This is a genomic window from Streptosporangium sp. NPDC000095 (assembly GCF_042899335.1).
In the GTDB taxonomy this organism is placed as follows: Bacteria; Actinomycetota; Actinomycetes; order Streptosporangiales; family Streptosporangiaceae; genus Streptosporangium.
On sequence record NZ_JBIAZS010000001.1, the window covers coordinates 754,649 to 778,536 of the forward strand.

Here is a 23,888-nt window from a genome sequence, read left to right on the forward strand (position 1 = left end):
GCCCGGCGGCGCGGGGCGCGGCGTTCAGGGGACCTGGAAGCGGTCGTCCCTGGCGTCGGTGATCGCCATGTGGCCCGGGAGATGGCCGATGGCGAAGGACACCCCGCTCGCCATGACGGCCGCCTGTGGCGTCACCCCGCAGGCCCAGAAGACCGGGGTCTCCCCCGCCCGCACCTCGACGGGATCGCCGAAGTCGGGGACGCCGAGGTCGGCGATCCCGATCTCCTCGGGGGCGCCGACATGGATCGGCGCCCCGTGCACGGCCGGATATCTCGCGGTCACCCGTACGGCGGCCGGAACCAGGGAGGCCGGGACGGGGCGCATCGAGACGACCAGCGGGCCGCCCAGCGATCCCGCGGGACGGCAGGCGATCGAGGTGAGATACATGGGCACGTTCGTCCCCGTCTCGATGTGCCGTACCGGAACCCCGGCCCTGAGCAGCGCGTCCTCGAAGGTGAAGCTGCAGCCGAGCAGGAAGGCGACCAGGTCGTTCCGCCAGAGGTCGCGCACGTCGCCGACGTCGGCCACGGCCCTGCCGTCCTGGTAGACGCGGTAGGCGGGCAGGTCGGTGCGAAGGTCGCCGCCGAACAGGACGGTGCTCACCGCGCCGGGATCGCCGACGTCCAGGACCGGGCAGGCGACGGGGTTGCGCTGGGCGAACAGGAGCAGGTCGTAGGCGAGTTCGCGGGGCACGGCGAGCAGGTTGGCCTGGGTCCAGCCCCGGCACCACCCCGCGGTGGGCACTCGCAACCCCTCCCTGAAGTGACTCCGGGCCCGCGCCGGGGTGAGCGCCGCTACGTCCATCGGCGGATCATAACCTCGGCGCCGTCCGCCGCCCAGCGTTCCTCGGCCGCGGGCGGGGATACGGATGCTGGATATCGGTGTCTGCGACAGCCGAAACTTCGGCGCAACTCCGGTCCCTGGAATCTCGGATGTCGGACACCGCTGTCAGACTCCGGCCGGCGGGGGCGGCTGTCCTCAAAGCGAGACGGCCGGAAAGAGGCTAACGGCCATCCATAAATACCCAAATTAAGGCGCCTAAAACGTTTTTGGAACGATTCGACAAAATTGAGTCATATTTCATGACAAGTTTGCATTGCAGGTATAACGCCCCGGCCTTACGTTCCCGGTATGGATCTCGAGCTCCGACACCTCAAGATCGTGCGCGCGGTGGCACAGGCCGGCAGCGTCACCAAGGCCGCCACCCACCTCGGATTGGCCCAACCCGCGCTGACGGCGCAGCTCAAACGGATAGAGCGGGTTCTCGGGGGAGCTCTTTTCGAACGCGACCACAACGGCGCCAGGCCCACGCCCCTGGGGCAGCTGGTCCTGTCACGTGCACTGGTGCTGCTGCCCGCGGCCCGCGAACTCCAGGAGGAGGCACTTCGATTCGCCAACGCGAACGCCGACCTTCCCAGCTACCGGCTGGGCGCCACCCACGGCCCGATACTCGGCGGTCTGGTGGACCGCCTCGCCACCGCCTGGCCGTCCACCCCGGTGAGCACCCACACCTCCTGGTCCGCGAAGGAGCTCACCGCCATGGTGATGCTGGGCCGGATCGACTTCGCGTTCATCGGCGCCTGCGGAGAGAGCCCTCCGCCGGTGGAGGGGCCGGTGGTGTGGTCGACCGTGGGGACCGACCCGGTCTTCGTACTGCTCAACGAGGATCATCCGCTGGTGGACAGGAAGGAGGTGGAGCTCGCGGAGCTGGCCGACGAACAGTGGACGGTGACCCCGGGCGACAGCTGCTTCGGCGACTGCTTCGCCACGGCCTGCGCCCGTGCCGGCTTCACCCCCAAGACCATCTACGAGACCGACGTGGCCACCTGCATGCACCTGGCCAAGGTCGGACGCGCCGCCGCGCTGTGTCAGGCGACCTTCCAGCCCGCCGAAGGGCTGAAGCTGGTACCGCTCGCCGGGGCCCCGCTGCGCTGGCGGCAGCTGCTCGGCTGGCACCCGGAGGCCGCGAGCGCCACGGTCGCGGCATCGATCCTCGAACACGCGAAGGCCGCGCATTCCGACGCGATCGGACGGAGCAGACGATACGCGGCGTGGCTGACCGAGAACCCCCGGCTGGGCACCTCGCCATAACGTGACGGTAGGGGGCATCTGATAGAGGCGCGCCTCAGGCGCACCCCGTTACGTTGACGACACCCCCACCCGAGGGGTTCCAGAGACCAGGCCGGTCCGCCGCCCCCGCGGCCCGGCCGTCCCCGCCGCCCTTCCCCGCCACGAGCTTGTGCGAGCTCCTGGCGGGGAGGGCGGCCTCTCCACGTCCGGGCGTCGAGAACAATGGGGGGATGAGCGACCTTCTGACGCTGAGCGAGGGCGCGGTGCTGACGCACCTCGCCACCCGGGCCGAGCTGGCGAGCGGGGTGCTGCCCGCCTCCGACGACCTGCGGCTGTGGGCACGGCTGGCCGACGGTGCGGGAGTGCCCCTGGCGGGCGGCGGCCGGGTGCGGACCTCGCTCGACACCGGCGAGCCCGTCCTGACCGGACCCGACGGCTGGCTCGCCGGGGTGGAGCCAGAGCAGGTGATCGCGCTGCGGTTGCGCGGCGGCACCCTGGAACTGTCGGTCACCGAGTTGGACGACGTCCCCGCCGAACGGGTGATGCGGGTCGTCCAGGAGTTCGGCGAGCAGGCGCTCGACGCGCTGCGCGCCTTCGCGGAAGGGCTGGAGCCCAGTCCCGGCGTGCCGGTCGACGTCGTGGTCCTGGAGCTGCTGATGAAGGCCCCCGAGACCTTCGCCGACCCGCTGCCGCCGCTGTCCCCGCTGCTGCTCAACGCCTCGCTGGAGCTGCGCGAGGGCCGGGTGGGCATCGTGGGCGCCCCGTGGGACACGGCGTCGGTCGCCGACCTGGCCCCGCTGGACATCATCAGGCTCGCCCTGGTGCGCAGCGCGCTGCGCACGTACGGGGAGGGCGCCGACCTCTCCAAAGCCGTCACCTACCTGTCGCGGTCGGACGCGGTGCTCGCGAGGGTCGCCGACGAGGTGGAGCGCGAGCCGCTCGGCCCGGCACTGGTCGAGGCACTGCCCCGCACCGAGCCGGCCGCTCTGCTGCTGATCGCGAGGTCTGCCGAGGGCGAGGGCCGTTCGTTCGAGGCTGCAGGGCTGATCTCCGAGGTGCTCTCCCTCTCCCCCGAGCTGGCACCGGCCGTTCGCGACGCGGCCGAGTACGCCGCGTGCCGCACCACCCCCGGGGCTCCGCTGCCCGAGCGGGCCGCGCACCTGTTCCGGCAGCTGCTCACGTACGCCTACCGCCCGGCCCGCAGGCGGCTGATCGAGGATCTGATCGCGCTGAGTGTCCGGGTGGCGGAGCCCGCCCTCGCGGACCTGGCGCTGTTCGAGAACGACGTCGTCGGCGAGTTCCTGGACGCGCGGGCCGAGTGGCTGCGCGACGACGAGGTGGAGCTGCTGGAGTCCTGGCGGCGGACGCCGCTGCGGCTGTGGGAGGTCCTCGACGTGTCCGGGGACGAGATCACCGTGGCCGCCCTCGGGGACGGGACCGGAGAGCGGGTGAGGCTGGTCGACGAGTTGCTCTCCGGGCAGGCGATACCGGGCGACCTGATGCTGACCAGGGTGCTGGGCGACGGGACGGGGCCGCACGTGTTCGGTCACCCGTTCAAGGTCGATCCCGAACGCGGGGAGGAGATGCTCGCCCTGCTCTCCGACCCCGTCGACCCCTACGCGGTGGCCGCCTTCTTCAGGCGCCCCAGGCGGGCACCCGCCGCCGCCCCCGGCACGGACGCGGCCGAGGCGGCGGACTCCACGGTGACGGACGACGACACCGGCCGCTGAACGGCTCCGGGATAGGCGGGGTCTGAGCCCGTCAGAGGGTGCGCAGGAAGGCCAGGCCCGTGGTCGCGAGGTCGTCCTGCGTGTCGGCGAGGGGGCGCCAGATCGAGGCGGCCGTGGCGATCGTCCGGTTGTGCGCGGTGAACGACTCGATGCAGAGCGGTCCCCGGTAGTCCACGGCGCGCAACGCGTCGGCGAGGGCGGGCCAGTCCATGTGGTCGGCCCCCGGCGCACCCCGGTCGTTCGCGCAGACCTGCACGTGCGCGACGAGATCCCCGGCCAGCCGTACGGCCGCCGCCGGGTCCCGCTCCTCGATGTTCATGTGATAGACGTCCAGCGCGAGGCCGACTCCCGGGATCCCGCCGACCGCCTCGACGGCCTGCTCGACGGTGTTGACCAGGCTGGTCTCGTAGCGGTTGAGCGGTTCGACGGCGACCGTCACCCCGCGTTCCGCCGCGTACGCGCCGACCGGGGTCAGGTTCTCCCGCAGCTCGGCGTAGCAGCTCTTGCGCTCCTCCTCCGACATCCGCCAGGTCCGCCCCACCGAGGCGTAGGCGGGTCCGCCGATCACCGGGCTGCCCACCGTCACGGCGGCGTCCACGCATCGCCGCAGGTAGTCCTGGGTGTCGGCGACCGTCGCCGCGTCGGCGCCGACCAGTTCCCTGCCCGGTGGCATGACGAGGACCACCGAGGCCTTCAGCCCGAGGCTCTCCAGCAGTTCGGCCGCCCGCGCGGGATCCCAGTCTCCGGCCTGCTCCACCGGTAGCTCGATCACGTCGAACCCCCAGTCGGCCACCTTCGGCGCCAGCCGGGCGAGATCCTCGTCCGTCAGCGGCGAGACCCATACCCACGTGTTGACCCCGATGGGGAACATCGGCAACCCCTTTTCGTGCTGAACGCGTACTCGATGTCTCCGAGCCCGTCGGCGGACTCGTCTGGCGGGCCCTTCGTGAGCCTCGTGGCACCGGGCTCCGGGCACCGTCTCGCGGTGCCCGGAGCCCGGTGGATCCGCCTTGCTCACCGCCCTGGCCGGGGGATCGCCCGGCCCGCGGGGAGATCGGCCTTACTTACCGCCCCAGGCGGCGGGGAAGTCCGGCAGCTTCTCGCAACCGCAGAGCGCGTAGTGCAGCGGCGGCATGTTGGGCTGCAGGTAGGTGTCCAGGTTCTCGGAAGTGATCTTGGGCTGGGGCAGCTTCCAGGTCTTGGGCACCTCTTCACCCTTGAGGATCTTCAGGGCGGCGATGATCGGGGTGCGCCACTGGTAGGTGGGGTAGGTCGGTGCGACGGCCGTGAGGCCACCGCTCTTCCACTTCTGCAGGAAGTCCTGCTGGTCCTCGCCGACGATCGCCGGCACCGGGACCCCGGCGTCCTCGAACGCCTCGACGGCCGCCACGGCGGTCGCGCCCGCGTCCATCCACACCCCGTCGATCTTGCCGTGCCGCTGGATGTAGTCGCTCACGATGCTCTTGGTCTTGGCCGCGTCGCCGTCGGTGAACTCCACCCCGACCACGTCGAGCTGGCTCTGGTCGAAGGTGACCTTCGCCGCCGACCAGCGGGTCTCCAGCACGTCGACGCCCGGCAGGATCCGCAGCGCGAGGACCTTGCCCCCGGCCGGCACCTTCTCCACCAGGAACTCGGCGCCGTCGGCGCCGAAGGCGTAACCGCCGATGGGGTTGATGAACGTCACCGGGCAGTCGGTCTCCACGCCTCGGTCGAAGACGATCACCGGGACCTTGGGGCAGGCGCCCGTCACCGCGGGGGTGAGCGTCGCGGTGGTGTTGGGCGAGACGATCAGAGCGTCACATCCCTTGCCGACCAGCTCGGCGATGTCGGAGATCTGCTTGTCGTCCTTGCCCTCCGCGTCGAGGGCGGTGAACTTCTTGATCTCCTTGTGCAGCGCCACCTCGGCCTGCATGGTCTTCCAGCCCACCTGCCGCCACGGGTTGTTCACCGCCGCGTTGGAGAAGCACAGGTTGTAGGGACCGTCCTTCTTGTACTTGGCCGTGTCCACCATCTCCGGGGCGATGGCCTGCTCCCACGGCTTGTCCGCTGGCCCCTCCGCGCTCTGGGCCCGCATGGCGAGCTGGGCGTCGTAGTCGGCCTGGACGAAGAACTTCGACTGCTCTCCGGTGTTGGAGGACGCGGCGGTGGAAGGGGCGGCCGCTGAGCTCTCCGGCGCCGCGCTTGAGGTCACCGGCTTGTCACTGGCGCATCCCGCGGCGAGCAACATCGCGGAGACACCCGCGACGAGCACCGTGATCGATCTGTTCAAAGAAGGCTCTCCTTGTTTCTCTGGGGGGCGTTCAGACGCGTAGGGCGCGCCTGAACGGAAGCCGTACGGAACTCGCCGCGACGGCGGCGATGATGATCACGCCCTGGACCGCGAACTCCAGGGCCCCCGAGATCCCGTACAGGTTGAGCAGGGTGAACAGCGCTTCGAGGGTGAATGCCCCGGCCATCGCGGCGACCACGGAGCCGCGCCCGCCACCGAGCGCGACGCCACCGAGGACGACGGCCGTGATGGCCTGGAACTCCAGGCCCTGCCCGACCTGGGCCGAGACGCCCGCGAAGCCGCCGAGCAGGATGCCCGCGACGGCCGCGGCCAGGCCGGAGATGACGAAGGCGGCGATCCTGGTCCGGTCGACCCTCACCCCGGACAGTCCTGCCGCGCGTTCGTTGTCGCCGGTGGCGATGAGCCGCTTGCCGAAGTCGGAGCGCATGAGGAGGATCGCCGCGGCGCCCGCGACGAGAAGAATGAGCACCGACCAGGGCACCGGGCCGAGGTCCCTGCGACCGAACATCCGGAACGTCTCCGACAGCGCGCCGCGCGGGGCGCCACCGGTCCACAGGAACACCGCGCCGGACAGCACGAGCATCATGCCGAGCGTGGTGATGAACGACGGCACCCTCAGCTTGGTGGTGATGGCCCCGTTGGCGAGCCCGACCAGCAGCCCGATCACGATCAGCAGGGCCAGCACCGGCCAGGTCGCCTGCTCCTGCCCGTCGATCAGCCGGGCGGCCACCACGACCTGCACGGTGACGAGCGACCCCACCGACAGGTCGAACTCCCCCGAGACGATCACGAAGTACTGCCCGGCGGCCAGGATGACCAGCGGTGCGGCTCTCTTGAGAAAGGCGAGGAACCCGGCGGGTTCCAGGAAGAACGGGTTCACCAGCGCGATCAGCACCAGCAGCACCGCCAGCACGGCGAGGATCGGCCCCATGGACCTGAGGGCTCTCATCGGGATCGCCTCCTCGCGCCGCGGCGGGCGTAGACGGCCACGGCGACGACGATCACCAGGCCGCGGACCACGTCCTTGAAGAACGCGTTGACCTCCAGCTGGTTGAAGACGCTGTCGAGCACGGCGAGCAGCAACACCCCGCCGACCGTCCCGGCGACCCCGCCCCTGCCTCCGGCCAGGGCCGTACCGCCGAGGACCACCGCGGCGATCGACTCCAGGTCGTAGCCGCCGTCGGTGCCGACCGTGGGCGCGCCCGCGCCGAGCCTGCTCGCCAGCAGCAGCCCGGCGACGCCCGCGCAGACCGAGCACAGGATGTGCGCGGCGACGACGATCCTGCCGGTCCGTACGCCGGACAGCCTGGCCACCTCCTCGTCACCGCCGACCGCGTAGATCCGGTACCCGAGCCTGGTGCGGCGCAGCAGGAACCAGACGGCGAGCGCGACGGCGGCCCACAGCAGCGCGGAGACGGGGACCGGTCCGATCCTGTCGTAGCCGAGCCGCTGGAAGGATTCGGGCACGCTGCCCGCGGGACCGTCGTAGAGGTGGTCCACGATCCCCTTGACGATGAGGGCCGTTCCGAGGGTCGCGATGAAGGCGTGGACGTGCAGCCGGGTGATGACCAGGCCGTTGACCAGCCCGATCAGCGCGCTCACCGCGAGCACCGCCGCGACGCCGGGGACGATCCCGCCGTCCTGCCCGGCCATGATCTCGGCCGCGACGAGGGAGGTGAGGCTGATCAGGTACGCCACCGACAGGTCCAGAGACCCGACCAGGATCGCCAGCGTCTGACCCACCGCGACGATGCCCAGCGCGGCCGAGCGCTGCTGGATGCCGACGATGGTCTCCAGCGTGAGGAAGTCGCCCCCGTCGAGGGCGACCAGCACCCATCCGACGAGCATGACCCCGGCCAGGGCGAGGTAGATGACCTGGGTCGAGCCGATGCGGCCCGCCAGGGCGCGCCTTCTCTCCCCTTCCTGCGGGACGGGGGCGGCGGGCGCGGCGGTGCCGGTCGCCGCCGCGGGCCTGCCAGGGCCGGTCACGACGTCACCTCACCGGCGGCCAGGCGCATCACGGCCTCCTCCGAGGATCCGGCGGGCAGCGCACCGGCGATGCGGCCGTCGCGCATCACGACGACGCGGTCGCTCATGCCGATCAGCTCGGGAAGCTCGGACGAGATCATCATGATCGCCATTCCGTCCTCGGCCAGGCCGCGCATCAGGTCGTGGATGGCGGCCTTGGCACCCACGTCGACCCCGCGCGTGGGCTCGTCGAAGATCAGGACCTTCGGCGCCACGGTCATCCACTTGGCCAGCACGACCTTCTGCTGGTTGCCGCCGGACAGGTAGCGGACCTCCTGCTCGGGGCGGGGCGGGTGGAGCCGTACCGCCTCCAGGAGTTCGAGGACACCGGTCCCGCCGGTCCCGCCGATCCTGCCGCCGTTGCCGATCCTGCGCACCGAGCGGGAGACCAGCAGGGCGTTGTCCCGTACGGACTGGCGCAGCGCGAGCCCTTCGGCCTTGCGGTCCTCGTTCACCAGGCCGATCCCGGCGGCCACGGCCTGCCGCACCGACGCCGGCCGCAGCGGGCTCATCGTGCCGCGCGTGAACGGCTCGGCGCCGAACAGGGCCTTGGCCAGTTCGGTGCGGCCCGACCCCTGCAGGCCGGCCACGCCGAGGATCTCGCGTTCGCGCAGTTCGAGGTCGATTCCGTCGAGCACGGCGTTGCCTCCGCCGCGCACGCTGAGCCGTACCTCTCCCGGTTCCGTGCCCCGGTCGGGGAAGTAGGTGCCGAGGTCGCGGCCGACCATCAGCCGGACCAGCTCGTCGGAGGTGATCTCGGCGGTGTCCGCGGTCCTGACCAGCGTGCCGTCCTTCAGCACCGTCACCCGGTTGGACAGGTCGAAGACCTCCCGCAGCCGGTGGGAGATGTAGAGGACGGCGATCTTCCGCTCCCGCAGGCGGGCCACCAGCCGGTAGAGCAGTTCCACCTCATGATCCGCGAGTGCCGCCGTGGGCTCGTCCATCACGATGATCCGGGCGTCCTGGGAGAGCGCCTTGACGATCTCCACGACCTGCTGCTGGGCGATGGAGAGGTGACGGACCAGGTCACGGGGGGTGAAGGAGGTCTCACCGAGTTCCTGGAGCAGCCGGGCGGTGGCTGTCTCCATCGCCTCCCTGTCGACCAGCCCCCGCCGGACGGGCTCGCGGCCCAGGAAGACGTTCTCGGCGACGCTGCGCTCGGGCAGCAGGTTGAACTCCTGGTAGATGATCGCCACCCCGGCGCGCTGTGCCTCGACGGGGTGGGCGAAGGAGACCTCGGTGCCGTCGATCTCGACGCTGCCCTCGTCAGGGGCGTGCACCCCGGCGAGAACCTTCATCAGCGTGGACTTTCCCGCGCCGTTCTCTCCGACGACCGCGTGTACCTCCCCGGCGGCGACCTCCAGATCGACCCCGCTCAGTACGCGGACTCCGAGAAAACTCTTGGCGATGCCACGCATTCTCAGGATCATGAGGCTACCGTCCCCGCGCGAGATACGGCGGCGGGAAAACGCGTCTTAGGTGCCAGGGACACCTGGGATATCAGGGATAGGGCTAACACATCCGAAAATCCGGTCCCGACGTCACCGGATGGTAATCGATTCGTCGGTAACCGGCCGATTTCCTTCATGTGTCCGGATGCTAAAGCGCTCTTATGGCGATGGTCAAGCAAAAGGATGTCACCATTTGGCATAATGAGGCAGGCCGAGCGCCTAAGTCGCTTTGACGCAGCGGAAACAAGGGGTGTTGACTGTGTGCATGTTCAGCGAAGCGAACGGTTCGATCGCCGGTGCGGGGGCGCTTCTCAACATCCTGCGCGACGGTCAGGCCAGAACGAGGGCCGAACTGGTCCAGCTCACCGGGCTGGCCAGGTCCACCCTGGCCCAGCGTCTCGACGCGTTGCTGAGCCAGCAGTGGATCATCCCGACCGAGGAGGCCATCTCCTCGGGGGGCCGCCCCGCCATCGCCTTCACGTTCAACCGCACCGCCCGCGTCGTCCTCTCCGCCGACCTCGGCGCCACCCACGCCCGGGTGGCGGTCACCGACCTCGGCACCACGGTCCTCGCCGAGCGCGCGGCCGAGGTGCCGATAGACCGCGGGCCCGAGGAGACACTCGGCTGGCTCCAGCGCACCTTCGAGGAGATGCTCGCCGAGATCGGCCACCGCCCGGAGGAGATCTGCGGCATCGGCGTCGGCCTCCCCGGCCCGGTCGAGCACAGCTCGGGACGCCCGGTCAATCCGCCGATAATGCCCGGCTGGGATGGTTTCCCCGTTCCCGAGTGGCTCGGCTCGCGCCTCGGCGCCCCCGTCCTCGTCGACAACGACGTGAACATCATGGCGTTGGGCGAGCACTGGGCCGCCCGCCCCAGCGCCGACCACCTCATCTTCGTCAAGATCGGCACCGGCATCGGCTGCGGCATCATCAGCGACCGCCGTCTGCACCGGGGCGCCCAGGGCGCGGCCGGCGACATCGGGCACATCCGGGTGGCCTCGGCCCTGGACACCGTCTGCCGCTGCGGCAACATCGGCTGCCTGGAAGCCGTCGCCAGCGGCGCCGCCATGGCCGCCAAGCTGTCCGCGGACGGGGTGGAGGCCGACGACAGCCGCGACGTGGTCCGCCTCGTACGCGCGGGCAACACCGACGCCGTGCAGCTCATCCGGCAGGCGGGCCGCGAGGTCGGCGACGTGCTCGCCTCGATCGTCAACTTCTTCAACCCCTCGGTGATCGTGGTCGGCGGCGACATCTCCGAGGCCGGTGAGCAGGTGCTCGCCGGGCTTCGCGAGGTCATCTACAGCCGGTCGCTGCCCCTCGCCACCCAGCACCTGACGATCACCGCCAGCGAGCTGGGCGACCGCGCGGGGGTGATCGGCGCCGCCGTCATGGTCATCGAGCACGTGCTCGCCCCCGGCAGCGTCGACCGCTCCGTCGCCGTCCCCGCCGTCTGACCGATCCTCGGTGCGGCCTTCGCGATCCACCTCGCCCATCCCGCTTCCCGGCGGGTAGGGAGCCGCGATTTCCCGGCGGGCAGAGGGGCGCGATCCACCCCGCCTGCCCCGCTTCCCGGCGGGTAGGGGGCTTTCCCGATCCGCCCCGGCTCCGGCGGAAAGGCGGGCTCTCAGCGGGGGATCAGCTCCTGCGACGCGCTGAGTTCCCGCGCGAACCAGGCGATGGTACGGCGCAGTCCCTCGATGACGTCGATTTTCGGCCGCCACCCCAGCGCGGAGACGGCGCGGGAGATGTCGGGACGGCGGATCTGCGGATCGTCGTCGGGGCGGCCGACGAAGCGGATCGGTGACTCCGAGCCGGTCAGGTGACGGACCGTCTCGGCGAGGGCCAGCACGCTCAGCTCGGTGGGATTGCCGATGTTGACCGGCCCGGTCATCTCGCCGCGGGCCAGAGCCAGGATCCCCTCCACGGTGTCGTCGACGTAGCACACCGACCGGGTCTGCCCCCCGTCGCCGGCCACCGTGATCGGCTCACCGCGCAACGCCTGGCGCACGAAGGTGGGAATGGCCCGGCCGTCATAGGGGCGCATCCTCGGCCCGTAGGTGTTGAAGATCCGTACGATCGCGGTGTCGGTGCCGTGACAGGTCCGGTACGCGGTGGTCAGCGCCTCGGCGAACCGCTTGGCCTCGTCGTAGACGCTGCGCGGTCCCACCGGGTTGACGTTGCCCCAGTAGGTCTCGCGCTGCGGATGCTCCAGCGGATCTCCGTAGACCTCGCTGGTGGAGGCGAGCACGAGCCGGGCGCCCTTGTTCCTGGCCAGTCCCAGCGCGTGCAGCGTGCCCAGGCTGCCCGCCTTCAACGTCTCGATCGGATGGCGCAGATAGTCCACCGGCGAGGCCGCCGAGGCGAGGTGCAACACCAGGTCCACCTCCCCGGGCACCCGCAGGAAACCCGTGACGTCGCACTCCACCAGCCGGAAGGCGGGCAACCCGACCAGGTGCCCGACGTTGGCCGGCGAACCGGTGAGGAAGTTGTCCAGGCAGACCACCTCCGCCCCCTCGCCCAGCAGCCGCTCACACAGGTGTGACCCGACGAATCCCGCGCCACCGGTCACCACCACCCGCCGTCCGTTCACCGCACCCCCACCTCCATCAGGCGCGCGGCGGCGTCGAGGACGTCCCAGACCCCGATCTCCAGCAGTCCCGGATCGGGCCGGTACCCGTAGGGATCGCCGAGACCTCCCGCCCACAGGACGGTGTGCGGCCCCGCCGGCGGCGGTCCCCACAGCGCGGGCGAGACGGGGCCGAACAGCGTCACGGAGGGGGTGAGGAAGGCGGCCGCCAGGTGAGCCACGCCGGTGTCGCCGCAGATCACCAGCCGCGCCCTCGCCACCAGCCCGGCCAGTTCGAGCAACCCGGTACGCCCGGCGAGCACGGACGTGGACGGCAGCCCCGCGAGCAGGGCCACCCGTTCGGCGAGGTCCCTTTCCCGCTCGCTCCCCGTGACCACGACCTGGTGCCCGTTGTCCCGCAGTTCCGCGGCCACGAGCGCGAACCGCTCCGGCGGCCAGCGCCTGGCCGGGTACGCGGCTCCCGGGTGGATGACGACCGGCCGCGAGCCCTCGTCGGCGAGGAGAGGGCGCTCCAGCTCCAGATCGGCGGGATCGGCCTCGATGCCGTACCAGCCGAGCAGGTCGCACCAGCGCCGCACCTCGTGCACGCCGTCGGGCCAGTCCGGTCCGTACGCGTCGGGGAAGGCGGGATGCCGGTAGGTCAGCAGTCGCGCCGGGCCGGTGCGGTGCAGCGCGGCGATGCCTCGCCGGCCACCGCCGTACAGGTTGACGGCGACGTCGACGCGCCGCCCGAGGCGCGGCACGTGACCGGGGCCCGACACGTCGCACACCTCGTCCACCCCGCCGATCAACGGCACCAGGGGCGCCAGCGCGGCGGGCGCGGCCAGCACGATCCGGTGGCCGGGGTGGGATCGCCGCAGAGCCCGCAGGGCGGGGACGACGGTGAGCAGGTCACCCAGTCCCAGCCCGCGCAGCACGATCATGACCGGCCGATCGTCCTCCGGGGCGACGTTCCGCCTCGCGGTGTCACCGCCGGTCTCGCTGCCGGCATCAGAGGGACGCGCATGGTCCGGTACCGGGGGGAATCTCATGTGACGACCTCTTTCGCGAACGTCGGGGCGATCCTCATGTGACGACCTCTTTCACAAACGTCAGGTGTTCGACCGCCTCGACGACCCGCGCGCTCGGCACCGACGCCGGACACGGGTGACCGACGACCGGACGGGCTGCGGCCCCCGTCGTCTCGCGGGGCGTCCACCGGTCTCCGAGGAGCACGGCCGGCACCCCGTACGGCGCCCGGCGCCCGGCGGAGGCGAACAGTCCGACGACCGGTGTGCCGACCGCCGCCGCGAGGTGGGCGGGTCCCTCGTCGGCGACGACCACCGCGCACGCTCCTTCGAGCACCGCGGCGAACTCGGGGTAGGTCGTCCTGCCGCCCAGGTCGACGACGGACCTGCCCGGGTGGCCGCCGGGCCGCCCGTCACGCGGACCCGGGGGTCCGTTCGGACCCCGGCCACCCGTCGCGGCCGACTCACCGTCGACCCAGCCCGCCGTGAAGGCGGGCTCGTCCACCTCCCAGCCGCGCAGGCGGGTGGGGCCTTCGCTCATCCAGTCGCCCGCGAAGAGGGGCCCCGGCGACAGGCCGTGCTGCCCGGCGCCGGAGGCGATCCGCGCGGTGAGTCCCCGCTCGTCCCGGTCGCCGGTCACGACGACCCTGCGACCCGAGCGGACCAGGTCGTGGACCACGCGCGCCCAGTTCTCCTCCGGCCACGCCCTGGCGGGTGCCGAGACGCCGGGGTGCAGGACCACGTAGCCCGGCGCCCCGGTGAGGTGGCCGACATCGGGCAGCGGGTGCCGTACGGCGAGGCCGCCCGCGTCTCCCGCCGGGAGCTCGAATCCCGTCGCCGCGGCCAGCCCGAGCATTCGCTCGGGCTCCGGCGTGTCCGCCTCCTCGTCGACGACGTGCCACACGTCGAGCAGCGAGCCCGGATGGTCGGTGGAGATCGCGGCGATCCTCGGCGTGTCCGCCAGCCTGAGCAGCAGAGCCAGCGGCAGCGGAGACCGGTGGTGCGAGGTGAGGATGAGCGCCTGGTCGGGAGCCACGTCACGGACGACGCGCAGCAACCTCAGGACGTGCGTGCCGGTCACGGGCGGCGCGACGGGATCGATCCATGGCGTACGCCACTCCACCACTCTCGACACCCCGGGCAGCAGTTCGGCGGCGGCCCGGCCGTACGGCCCGGTCAGCAGCACGACCTCCCGCGCGCTCGCGGCCACCGCGCGGATCGCGGGTCCCGCCAGCAGAACATCGCCCGCCTTGTCCAGGCGGGCGACGAGAACGGTGCCGGTCACCGTCGCTCCCCCGGTCGCGTCACGACGTGGGTGATCTCCCCATTGACCAACAAAACAGCCAATGAGTCACGAAATGTCGCATTTTTACCGAGAAATCCCATGGCGCTCGGCCTCTCGTTCGATATCTACTGACTACCGAGAGGAGCGACTACACAAACCGAAAAATCGTACATAAGCGCAGTTAAGAGGATTATGCAATTACTTTTATCACTATAAGTAATCACTACCGCGATTACCCGGCCCATCGGCCGGGTAACGAAGCACCGCGAGCCCGGACGGCCCGGACGGCCCGGACGGCCCGGACGGCCCGGACGGCCCGGACGGCCCGGACGGCCCGGACGGCCCGGACGGCCCAGACGGCCCAGACGGCCCGGGGGCAGGCACGGGAGGCGGCGAGCGAGGAGCCGATCGGCCGGAGAGCCGGGCGAAGAGCCCCTCAGCCGGGAACGAGGTGGGCGTTGGGCTCGCGGGCCCGGTCCGCCAGCTCGGGAATCTCCAGCACGGTCACCCCGGCCGCCGCGAGTTCCTCGGCCCCGTGGCAGTCGACGAAGACCAGCGGCTCGCGCCACGCCATCACCACGCGCCGCACGCCGCTGTCCAGGATGAGCCGGGTGCAGGTCCTGGGACGCGAGGCTCGCGCGCTGCACGGCTCCAGACTGCTGTAGACCGTGGCGCCGGCCAGCCGGGGATCGTCCGGGGAGATCTTGGCCAGCGCCGACTCCTCCGCGTGGACGTGCGGATCGTTCTCCCGCGAGTAGCCCCGGGAGATCTCCTCACCGTCGGCGGAGACGACCACGGCGCCGACCGAGAAGGCCGTCTCCGAGGGCGGGCACGACCGCGCCAGGTCGCACGCCAGCTCCAGCCATTCGCGGTCGCTCATCTCGGTCTCCCCCATGGACGGCGTCTCAGGTCAGCAGGTAGCGCAGGAGAGTGACGTCGCCCATCTTGCGGACCTCCGCCAGGTCCATTCTGCGATCGCGGTCACGGGGGAACTCCCCGCCCCCGACGAAACGCGGGGCCGCCGGATCACCGACGAAGAACGGGGCGACGACGAGGTGGAGTTCGTCCACGAGATCCTCCCGCAGGAAGCGGGTGTGCACGGAGGTACCGCCCTCGACCATCAGGCGGCGCACCCCCCGCCCGTACAGGTCACCCAGGACACGGCCCAGGTCGACCGTGCCGCCCGTACCGCCCGTGCCGATCGTGCCGATCGTGCCGACTGTGCCGTCCGTGCCGCCGTCGGCACCCGGGGCACCGGCGTCGACCACCTCGGCGGCCCCGCCAAGACGCCCGTCGAGCTTCGCCACCGCCGCCGGCGCGGCGTACACGATCTTCTCCGCGTCACCGGCCGTGAAGAAGGCGGCGCCCGGGTCGAGGTCTCCGGTGGCGGTGAGCGTCACCTTCGCGGGAGACGGCGGCAGGCCGCGCGCGACCCGCTCCAGCGCGCGCTCCCGCGACCTGACGAGGAGCCGCGGATCGTCGCGGCGGACGGTGCCGGCTCCGACCAGGATCGCGTCGCAGGTGGCGCGGACCGCGTCGACCCGGTCGAAGTCCTCGTCGTTGGAGAGCAGGAGCCGTCGTGGCGTCTCGTCGTCGATGTATCCGTCGACGGACATCGCGCAGCTCAGCAGCACGTAGGGGCGCTCGCCCACCCTCCACCTCCCCGCCTCGGCACCGGCCGATCGTAACAACCTCGCCGTACCCGCTCGCGGCGACGTCCGCCTCCGCGCGTCCCGCCCGGCCACTTCCCGCCGGTCGCGTATCGGCGAAGACAGGATGTCATCTGTACGTCAGCGGCAATTCCCCCTTCGTTTACCCTCTGTTAACCTAAAACTAAAGCTTTCTCATTGAAGGGGCATAAATGCGCGCGAGTCCGCCGAGATGTGGCCACGGACCATCCCCAGGTCTCCTCCGTCCTCTCGGAAGGCCGACTCGCCACCGTCTCCGCGGCACCGGCCGCGCGCACCCCCTCGCCGTCCCCGCCCTCCGCACCGCCCGTGCCCTCCGCGCTCCCGGGGGCGAGGGGGAGGCGTGACGGCGAGGCATCCGGGAGACCGGTGCGGCGTGGGCGCGAGGCACGAACGGCGGTATCACCGCTGATGGGATGGACCCTCGCGTTCGCCGTCGTGGCGATCCTCTTCGTGCTGGCCAGCGGGGCCAACGACGGGGCCACCATCATCGGTCTCGGGCTCAGGTTCCCCCGCTCCCCCGGATGGGCGGTCACCGTGCTCCTCGTGGCCGTGCTCTTCGCCGTCCCGTACCTCCTGGGGGTCGCGGTCGCGCGCACGTTCACCGAGCGGCTGGCCGGGCTCGGGACGAGCGGCGGCGCGGCGGCGTTCCTGGTGGGAGTGGTGATCGCGGTGGCGGTGGTCGCGATGCTGACCGGCAGGGGCCTGCCGACCAGCCTCACCCTCGCGGTGATCGGCGGCATCAGCGGCGCGGGACTCGGCGCCGGGCTCTCCGTGTCGTGGAGGGAACTGGGCACCGTCCTGGCGATCGGGGCCTGCGCGCCCCTCGCCGGGCTGGTCCTGGGCTATCTGCTGGGGGCCCTGTCGCACCACGTGCCGTCCTACCGCCGCATGCCGCGACTGGTGTTCACCACCCACCTGCTCGCCTACTCGGCCCAGTGCGTGGCGTACGCGGTGAACGACGGCCAGAAGATGATCGCGGTGGTGAGCGTGGCGATCGGCGTGAGCCGTCACGGGCTCGGCGGGGTGGGGCCCGTCGAGGTCCCGCCGGTGTGGATGGCCGCCCTCGTGGCGCTCTTCCTCGCCGGTGCCCTGACGAGCCTGATCCGCGTCGGAGGCCGGTTGGGCCGCGGGGTGGTCATCACCCGCCCGCTGCACATCGTCTCCGCCGAGACGGCGGCCACCGGCGCCGTCCTCGGCAGTTCGGCCCTGGGAAGCCCGGTGAGCATGACCCAGTCGATCACCGCGGGGGTGGTCGGCGCGGCGACGAGCGAGGGAACGAGGAGAGTGCGATGGCAGGGCGTCGTGAACGTGGGTACGGCATGGCTGGTCACGCTGCCGTCGTCGATGGCGCTGGGCTGTCTCGGCGGTCTCGCGCTGAGGCTGATGTGAGCGGCACCGAGGGCCGCACCCGGAGGTTCGCGCGTGCCTGGGACGACCTGCGCGGCCGGTCGGGGCGACGGATCGTCTCTCTGGTGCGGGAGCAGGTCGCCATCGCGCGGGCGGGAGCCGTGCTCGCCCTCTCGGTCGCGGACGGCGAGATCGAACGGTCGAAGGCGCGGGCCCGGATGGCCGACGTGGAGCACGAGGGGGACGAGGCCAGAGCCCGGCTGGTACGGATCCTGCGGCGGGTGCTGGCGACCCCTCTCGACAGGGAGGACCTGTTCAGGCTCTCCCGTTCGATCGACGACGTGCTGGACCAGCTACGCGACTGTGTGCGCGAGATCGACCTGTTCGGGCCACAGGACGTGCGGTTCGCGGTCGAGCCGCTGCGGGCGGTGATCGACGGTCTCGACGAGCTGGAGGGCGCCGTACTGAAGATGATCGACGACCCGGCCTCGGTCACCGGGGCCGTGCTCGCCACCCGCAAGGCGTGCAGTCGCGTCCGCCAGCTCTACCAGGCCCGGCTCGCCGAGTTGTTCGCCGAGCGGCTGACCATGGACACCCTGCGCAGGCGCGAGCTGCTCTCGCGGCTCGACGCGGTGGGCCGCCGGCTCGGCGAGGCCGCCGACGCGCTCGCGGACGCGATGCTCAAACGGAGCCACTGAGGAGCCGCCGAGGAATCGCCGAAGGGAACTCCCGCGCGGCCGGATTCGTCAATCTCATGCGACCGTTCACCATGCGACGTCCCCGACGCTGAGAGGCATCTCCCGTGCGCAGCTCGTTCTTCGGAAACCTTGACCAGGACCGGTTCCCCGGCCACTTCGCCCTGCAGAACGCCAAGATGCTGCGGGTGCGGCTGAACGGAGAGGTCCTGGCACGGCAGGGATCGATGGTCGCCTTCCAGGGACAGATGGACTTCGACTACGAGGGCGCGGGGAGCGTCGGCCGCTTCCTGAAGAAGATGGTGAGCGGGGAGGGCGCACCGCTGATGCGCGTCCGCGGGCAGGGCGTGATCTTCTTCGCCGACAACGCCACCGACGTGCACCTGTTCTACCTGGAGGACGAGGCGCTCACCGTCAACGGCACCAACCTGCTCGCCTTCGACCCGCAACTCACCTGGGACATCCAACGCGTCCAGGGCGCGGGCGTCGCCACCGGCGGCCTGTTCAACACCACGCTCAAGGGCACCGGCTGGGTGGCGGTCACCGCGCACGGCGCCCCCGTGCTCCTCGACACCTCCCAGGCGCCGACCTTCGCCGACGGCCAGTCCGCGGTGTGCTGGAGCGCGGGGTTGCACGTGGGGGTCAACCGCACGATGAAGGCGGGGGCCCTGATCGGGCGAGGCAGCGGCGAGGCTCTGCAGCTCGCGTTCAGGGGTGAGGGCTTCGTCCTCGTCCAGGCGAGCGAGGGCCCGATCATCCCCAGCTCCGGCTGACCCGGCCGCTCACGCCCTGGCCTGGATGAGGCCGTGGGCACCGGTGGTCAGCCAGGGACCGCCCGTGGCCTCCAGCGACGTGACCACGTCACCGTCCAGGCCGACGGCGACCTCGGACTTCAGGGTGCGCAGCGCCACGACCGGGCCTGGGAAGTACGCGGTGGCCTCGGCGAACGGGGTGGTGTGCGGCCAGGCCCTGTCTCCGACGAGGCGGCGGTAGTTCAGGTCACCCTTCATGATCGTTAGTGATGCGGACGCGAAGTCCTCCCGCATGCCGAAAGGCATCTCATGGTAGGGCAGGGGCGCGCAGGAGAAGGCGTACGCCCGCAGGAGCAGCCTCCCCGACCCGAGCGCCGCCCGCAGCCGCCCCGCCACCTCTCCCGCCTCGCCGCCGGCGGCGGCCATCCGGCGCAGGCAGGCCAGGACGTCGGCGGGGGTGGCGTCGGACAGGTAGTACGGCAGGGGCTTGACGTGCAGGACGACCTCCTCCGCTCCCCTGGTGTGCAGCAGGTGGTCGATGAGGACGAGGTCGGGCAGCAGCTCGCTCCCGGCGTTGTCCGCGACGAGGCAGATCCTCGTGAGCCCTCCGCGACCGGCCTCCCCGCCGTCGACGAGTGACCACAGGAGCGCGCTGTCGTCGGCGAGGAGCCCGGACTCCCGCCCGGCGAGCTCGGGGCCGGCCGCGACCCGGAACACCAGGTCGGCCCGGTTCCCCCACAGCGCCCGCAGAACGAGCGCCTGGGCCCGCTCGGCGGAGGGCAGTTCGGCCAGGGCGTCGAGCTCGCCGAGCTCCTCGTCGACGGCCTCGCCGAGCAGCTCGGCCTGCTTGAAGGGCTCGAACGGGTCGACGCCTCGCCACGGGCCCGGCCCGAAGTAGCCGACCGCGGACAGCAGCCTGCGGTAGAAGTAACTCTCCGCCCACAGGAACGGCGCGTCGTCCCACCGCCGCCCGACATGGCCCCGGTCCCAGCTCTCCCACAGGTCACGGTCGTGCGCGGACTCCTCAAGCGGCTCGATCACCCCCTCGATCTCCTCCAGCAGCAGGTCGAGTGCCCGGTTCACCCCGAGGTCGTACGGCGTGGCGGTGCGGACCTTCTCGATCAGGGCGGGGTGCCGTTCATGAAGAACGCGCCACGGATAGGAACCGGGGACGTCGCTCAGGAACACCTGCGGATCCTGCGGCGCCCAGGGCCCTGCGGCCCGCTGCCGGGCATCACCGTCTGCCATTTCCGACTCCTTTTTGACGCGCGACGACTCTTGTTATGAAATATGTTTAGCTAGAGCGAACAGGCGGCCACGCCGCTTGACGGAGGGAGCCGCGGGTGGGCACATCGGAGCGTCACAGCGGTGAGGAGCTGGACCGCCACGACGCCGTCGGAGCCCGGATGCGGCAGTTCCGTAAGGAGCGCGGTCTGACCCTACGCGGTCTCGCCACCCACTCCGGGCTCTCGATCGGGTTCCTCTCGCAGGTCGAGAGGGGGATCTCCTCCATCGGCCTGACCGCGCTCAACAGCGTGGCCACCGCGCTCGACCGCAGCGTGGCGGAGTTCTTCAACGACGTGCCGCCCGAGGAGGAGACACAGGAGACGCGCGCCCCGGTCTCCCATCTGCCGAGCCACTTCACGCTCACCCGCTCGGCGACGGCCGCCACCGAATACATCTCGGGCCAGCAGACCTACCGCATGCTCTCGGCGAGGGGCCCGAACCTGGTGCTCGAACCGCTGCTGGTGCACATCGCGCCCGGCGGCAAACGCGAGAACTCCTACGGTCACGCCGGGGAGGAGTTCGCCTTCGTGCTGGAGGGCGAGCTGCTGTACGAGGTCGACGGCGTCGAGCACCGGCTGTACCCGGGCGACAGCGTCCACCTGAGGTCGACCGTCCCGCACAGCATGTTCAACGACACCGACCGGGTCACCACGGTCGTGTCCGTGGTGACCCCCCGGCTGTTCTGACCCCTCCCCCGGGCGCGAAGACGGTCAGCGGCGGCGCAGGGCGCGGGTGGCCAGTGCGATCGCGGCCAGCGCGCCGAGCGCCCCGGCGGCGACCGCCCCGCGCTGGCGGGAGATGCGCCGCTGGATCTCGGCGTAGGGCACCGTGCTGAACGAGACGAGCTCGTAGCGGGAGACGTAGACGCCGGGCAGCAGCCGTTCCAGGCCGTGCTCGACGCGTTTGCGCAGCAGGAAGGACCGAGAGGCGACCTTGTCGCGCATCTCGACGAAGTTCTCCAGCGCGAGCTCGGCGATGGTGTCGGCGTGCTCCTTGCGCCGGGCCCCGTACATGGCGAGGGCCCTGGGGAAGTCGTCGCCGGCCTCCTCCAGGCAGCGGTCGAGCTCCACGCAGTCCTCGAAGCCGCAGTTCGCGCCCTGGCCGTAGAAGGGGACGATCGCGTGGGCCGCGTCTCCGAGCAGGCCGACCGCCGCTCCCCCTGTGCCGCGTACGTGCCAGGGGCGGGCCCGCATGGTGACCAGGTGCCCGATCGGGTTGTGGGCGTAGTCGTCGGCGAGGTCGGGCATGAGGGCGTGGGCGTCGGCGTAGTTCGCGGCGAAGAACTCCTCGAAGCGCTCCGCGGTGTCCAGTTCGGCGAAGCTGCCCGGCCCCGACTTGGGCCAGAACAGCGTGCACGTGAAGGACCTGTCCGGGTTGGGCAGAGCGATCATCATCGCCTTGCCGCGCGGCCAGATGTGCAGCGCGCCCGGGTCGAGGGCGAACCCGCCGTCGCGCGCCGGGATCGTCAGCTCCTTGTAGCCGTAGTCGAGATACTCCTGGCTGAAGTCGAAGCCGGGCAGGAACTGCAGCCGTCCCCGTACCGCGCTGTAGGCGCCGTCGGCGGCGAGCACGACCTGGGCGGTGCGGGTGACGGGACCGCCAGGCGTGTCGAAGTCCATCCGGCCCGAGTCGACGTCGAGTCCGGTCAGCCGGTGCTCGAAGAGCGCGCGGACCCCCGGCATGCCGAGGGCGGCGTCCAGCAGGGTGCGGTTGAGCTCGGAGCGGCTGATGGAGTTGATCGCCCGCTGCCCTCCCGCGCTGTAGGGCTGGAAGCTGAGCGTGCCGTCGGGGGCGTGCATCATCCGGCCGGGCATCGGCAGCGCGGCCTTCAGCACGGCCTCGTCCAGCCCGATCCGGCGCAGCGCGTCGATCCCCCGTTCGGAGATCGCCAGGTTGATCGAGCGCCCGCGCTCAGGCGTGGCCTCGCGCGGGTCGGGCCTGCGCTCGTACAGGGTGACCTCGTAGCCTCGGCGGGCCAGGTAACAGGCCGTCAGGCAGCCGACCAGCCCCGCGCCGACCACGGCGACCTCGCCGGGGGACCTCATCTCGGGCTCACCTCCCTGGCGAGCGCGTCGGCGGCCCGCCAGCAGTCGTGGAACGTGGAGTACAGGGGCACGGGGGCGAGCCGGATGACGTCGGGGCGCCGCACGTCGGCGAGGACGCCGTGGACCTCGTGCAGCCGGTCGGCGAGAGCCGCGGCATCGAGAGCGCCGTCGGCGCCGGGGACGCCGCCGGTCACCCGCAGGGAGAGCTGGGCTCCGCGCCTGGCCGGGTCGGCGGGCGTGACGATCTCCAGCGGGCGGTCGCGGACCACCTCGGCGAGCAGCCGTTCCAGGTAGCCGGTGAGCGCCAGGCTCCGCTCCCTCAGCGCCGCCATCCCCGTCTCGGCGAACATCCGCAGCGAGACCCGCACCGGGGCCATCGCGAGGATCGGCGGGTTGGAGATCTGCCAGGCGTCGGCGGTGGGTACCGGGACGAGCTCGGGCCGCATCTCGAAGCGGGTCGCCTCCTCGGTGCTCCACCATCCGGCGAGCCGGGGCAGCGTGGGATCGGTCACGTGACGCCGGTGCACGAAGCATCCGGCGACGGCGCCGGGCCCCGAGTTGAGGTATTTGTACGAGCACCAGGCCGCGAAGTCCACGTCCCAGTCGTGCAGCGCGAGCGGCACGTTCCCCGCGGCGTGCGCGAGGTCCCAGCCGACGCGGCACCCGGCCGCGTGCCCGGCCGCGGTGACGGCGGGGATGTCGAGGAACTCGCCGGTCAGGTAGTTGACCCCGCCCAGCAGCACGAGCGCCACCCGGTGCCCCTCGCGGGCCAGGTAGTCCACGATGTCGGCGGTGCGCAGGCAGTCCTCGCCCTCGCGGGGGCGCAGCCGGACCACCGTCTCGTCGGGGTCGAGGCCGTGGTGCACGGCCTGGCTGCGCACCGCGTAACTGTCGGAGGAGAAGGCGTGGTCCTCGATCACGATGCGGGTGCGCTCACCGGCCGGGCGGTAGAAGGTCGCCATCATCAGGTGCAGGTTGACCGTGAGGGAGTTCATCACCACGGTCTCGTCGGGGAACGCGCCCACGAGCGCCGCAGCGTCCTCGCGCAGCTCCGCGTGGTAAGGCAGCCAGGGGTGCGCCGCGCGGTGGTGGCCCTCGACCGCGTGCAGGGCCCAGTCGTCCAGCTCGGCGGAGATCGCGGCGCGGGCGGCGCGGGGCTGAAGGCCGAGCGAGTTGCCGGCGAAGTAGGCGAGCTCGGGGTGCCGGGAGGTCGCGGGGGCGGGCGGGACGAGGAACTCCGCGCGGCGGCACACCGGCCTTCCGGCGGCCTCGGCCTGTCGCGCGGACTCGGCGTCGGCGGCGAGCGCCTCCCGCTCACCGGGCAGACCGCCCTGCCCAAGGCCGCCACGGCCACCGGATCCTTCGTGTCCGCCCAGGTCACGGTGCGAGGTGCGGTCCACGTCACCGCCGGTGTCATGCGGATCGCCGAGGCCCCCGGTCTCCTCGACCGTCACGCCCGACATCTCCGTTGCCGGACCCCCGGCGCGTTCACTCGTCACATCATCTCCTTCTCCTCTCTTATGTTCACCCATACTGAACTGAGGTGAAAATCAGGAGAGTGAGACGATTCGGGCCGTGCGCTTTCCGGACGGAAGGTTCTCGGGGCATCCGGTTTCAAGATGAC

At 71.4% G+C, this 23,888-nt stretch carries 21 protein-coding genes; 7 read left to right on the forward strand and 14 right to left on the reverse strand.

Annotation, left to right across the window (positions count from 1 at the left end; genetic code table 11):
• Positions 1-24: 24 nt before the first annotated feature.
• Positions 25-804: a putative hydro-lyase gene (locus ACFY3V_RS03065; protein ID WP_350947351.1), complete on the reverse strand. Its 780-nt coding sequence runs from the start codon at positions 802-804 to the stop codon at positions 25-27.
• 327 nt (positions 805-1,131) lie between these two features.
• Here ACFY3V_RS03065 and ACFY3V_RS03070 point away from each other — a divergent pair, with 327 nt between their 5' ends.
• Positions 1,132-2,091 (forward strand): LysR family transcriptional regulator, encoded by a 960-nt coding sequence (locus ACFY3V_RS03070; protein ID WP_362902534.1) that lies wholly within the window; start codon positions 1,132-1,134, stop codon positions 2,089-2,091.
• 209 nt (positions 2,092-2,300) lie between these two features.
• Positions 2,301-3,800, forward strand: coding sequence for a hypothetical protein (locus ACFY3V_RS03075; protein WP_362902536.1), 1,500 nt, complete (start codon positions 2,301-2,303; stop codon positions 3,798-3,800).
• A gap of 31 nt (positions 3,801-3,831) precedes the next feature.
• On the opposite strand, the gene ACFY3V_RS03080 is transcribed toward ACFY3V_RS03075, so the two are convergent.
• The 5 genes from ACFY3V_RS03080 to ACFY3V_RS03100 all read right to left on the reverse strand — a co-directional run bounded on the left by ACFY3V_RS03080 (position 3,832) and on the right by ACFY3V_RS03100 (position 9,548).
• Complete coding sequence (locus ACFY3V_RS03080; RefSeq protein ID WP_389769404.1) at positions 3,832-4,671, reverse strand: sugar phosphate isomerase/epimerase family protein; 840 nt, start codon at positions 4,669-4,671, stop codon at positions 3,832-3,834.
• A gap of 189 nt (positions 4,672-4,860) precedes the next feature.
• The gene (locus ACFY3V_RS03085) at positions 4,861-6,027 is read right to left on the reverse strand and encodes a substrate-binding domain-containing protein (RefSeq protein WP_389770219.1); all 1,167 of its coding nucleotides are present in this window, start codon (positions 6,025-6,027) and stop codon (positions 4,861-4,863) included.
• A 73-nt stretch (positions 6,028-6,100) separates the two neighbouring features.
• Entirely contained in the window at positions 6,101-7,039 is a 939-nt protein-coding gene (locus ACFY3V_RS03090) for an ABC transporter permease (protein ID WP_362925783.1), read from the reverse strand.
• Complete coding sequence (locus ACFY3V_RS03095) at positions 7,036-8,079, reverse strand: ABC transporter permease (protein ID WP_362902542.1); 1,044 nt, start codon at positions 8,077-8,079, stop codon at positions 7,036-7,038. Before ACFY3V_RS03095 ends, ACFY3V_RS03090 begins: the two co-directional genes overlap by 4 nt.
• Positions 8,076-9,548: a sugar ABC transporter ATP-binding protein gene (locus ACFY3V_RS03100; protein ID WP_389769408.1), complete on the reverse strand. Its 1,473-nt coding sequence runs from the start codon at positions 9,546-9,548 to the stop codon at positions 8,076-8,078. The genes ACFY3V_RS03095 and ACFY3V_RS03100 overlap by 4 nt, the downstream gene beginning before the upstream one ends.
• Positions 9,549-9,834: 286 nt before the next feature.
• Here ACFY3V_RS03100 and ACFY3V_RS03105 point away from each other — a divergent pair, with 286 nt between their 5' ends.
• Positions 9,835-11,022: an ROK family protein gene (locus ACFY3V_RS03105; RefSeq protein WP_362902546.1), complete on the forward strand. Its 1,188-nt coding sequence runs from the start codon at positions 9,835-9,837 to the stop codon at positions 11,020-11,022.
• A gap of 170 nt (positions 11,023-11,192) precedes the next feature.
• Here ACFY3V_RS03105 and ACFY3V_RS03110 read toward each other — a convergent pair whose 3' ends face one another.
• The 5 genes from ACFY3V_RS03110 to ACFY3V_RS03130 all read right to left on the reverse strand — a co-directional run bounded on the left by ACFY3V_RS03110 (position 11,193) and on the right by ACFY3V_RS03130 (position 16,099).
• Positions 11,193-12,158 carry a UDP-glucuronic acid decarboxylase family protein gene (locus tag ACFY3V_RS03110; protein ID WP_389769412.1) on the reverse strand — a complete coding sequence of 322 codons (966 nt, stop codon included), beginning with the start codon at positions 12,156-12,158 and terminating at the stop codon, positions 11,193-11,195.
• Entirely contained in the window at positions 12,155-13,186 is a 1,032-nt protein-coding gene (locus ACFY3V_RS03115) for a glycosyltransferase family 9 protein (protein WP_362902549.1), read from the reverse strand. Before ACFY3V_RS03115 ends, ACFY3V_RS03110 begins: the two co-directional genes overlap by 4 nt.
• Positions 13,187-13,220: 34 nt before the next feature.
• The gene (locus ACFY3V_RS03120; protein WP_389769416.1) at positions 13,221-14,447 is read right to left on the reverse strand and encodes a glycosyltransferase family 9 protein; all 1,227 of its coding nucleotides are present in this window, start codon (positions 14,445-14,447) and stop codon (positions 13,221-13,223) included.
• 436 nt (positions 14,448-14,883) lie between these two features.
• Positions 14,884-15,327, reverse strand: coding sequence for a deaminase (locus tag ACFY3V_RS03125; RefSeq protein ID WP_350947339.1), 444 nt, complete (start codon positions 15,325-15,327; stop codon positions 14,884-14,886).
• A gap of 25 nt (positions 15,328-15,352) precedes the next feature.
• The gene (locus tag ACFY3V_RS03130; protein ID WP_389769421.1) at positions 15,353-16,099 is read right to left on the reverse strand and encodes a RibD family protein; all 747 of its coding nucleotides are present in this window, start codon (positions 16,097-16,099) and stop codon (positions 15,353-15,355) included.
• A gap of 447 nt (positions 16,100-16,546) precedes the next feature.
• On the opposite strand from ACFY3V_RS03130, the gene ACFY3V_RS03135 reads away from it, so the two are divergent.
• From ACFY3V_RS03135 to ACFY3V_RS03145, 3 genes are all read left to right on the forward strand, one after another.
• Positions 16,547-17,527 (forward strand): inorganic phosphate transporter, encoded by a 981-nt coding sequence (locus ACFY3V_RS03135; protein ID WP_362902555.1) that lies wholly within the window; start codon positions 16,547-16,549, stop codon positions 17,525-17,527.
• Positions 17,524-18,183: a DUF47 family protein gene (locus tag ACFY3V_RS03140; protein WP_350947336.1), complete on the forward strand. Its 660-nt coding sequence runs from the start codon at positions 17,524-17,526 to the stop codon at positions 18,181-18,183. The genes ACFY3V_RS03135 and ACFY3V_RS03140 overlap by 4 nt, the downstream gene beginning before the upstream one ends.
• 104 nt (positions 18,184-18,287) lie before the next feature.
• Positions 18,288-18,953, forward strand: coding sequence for an AIM24 family protein (locus ACFY3V_RS03145; protein WP_362902557.1), 666 nt, complete (start codon positions 18,288-18,290; stop codon positions 18,951-18,953).
• A gap of 9 nt (positions 18,954-18,962) precedes the next feature.
• Here the strand turns inward: ACFY3V_RS03145 and ACFY3V_RS03150 are convergent, their stop codons facing one another.
• A complete protein-coding gene (locus tag ACFY3V_RS03150) occupies positions 18,963-20,180 on the reverse strand; it encodes a damage-control phosphatase ARMT1 family protein (RefSeq protein WP_389769426.1) in 1,218 nt (405 codons plus the stop codon).
• Between the two features lie 95 nt (positions 20,181-20,275).
• Here ACFY3V_RS03150 and ACFY3V_RS03155 point away from each other — a divergent pair, with 95 nt between their 5' ends.
• On the forward strand, positions 20,276-20,905 hold the full coding sequence (locus tag ACFY3V_RS03155) for a cupin domain-containing protein (protein ID WP_350947333.1): 630 nt from the start codon (positions 20,276-20,278) through the stop codon (positions 20,903-20,905).
• A 24-nt stretch (positions 20,906-20,929) separates the two neighbouring features.
• On the opposite strand, the gene ACFY3V_RS03160 is transcribed toward ACFY3V_RS03155, so the two are convergent.
• A complete protein-coding gene (locus ACFY3V_RS03160) occupies positions 20,930-22,264 on the reverse strand; it encodes an FAD-dependent oxidoreductase (RefSeq protein WP_389769429.1) in 1,335 nt (444 codons plus the stop codon).
• Positions 22,261-23,763, reverse strand: a complete 1,503-nt coding sequence (gene kynU / locus ACFY3V_RS03165; RefSeq protein WP_362902563.1) for a kynureninase — start codon at positions 23,761-23,763, stop codon at positions 22,261-22,263. The genes ACFY3V_RS03160 and kynU overlap by 4 nt, the downstream gene beginning before the upstream one ends.
• Positions 23,764-23,888: the final 125 nt, after the last annotated feature.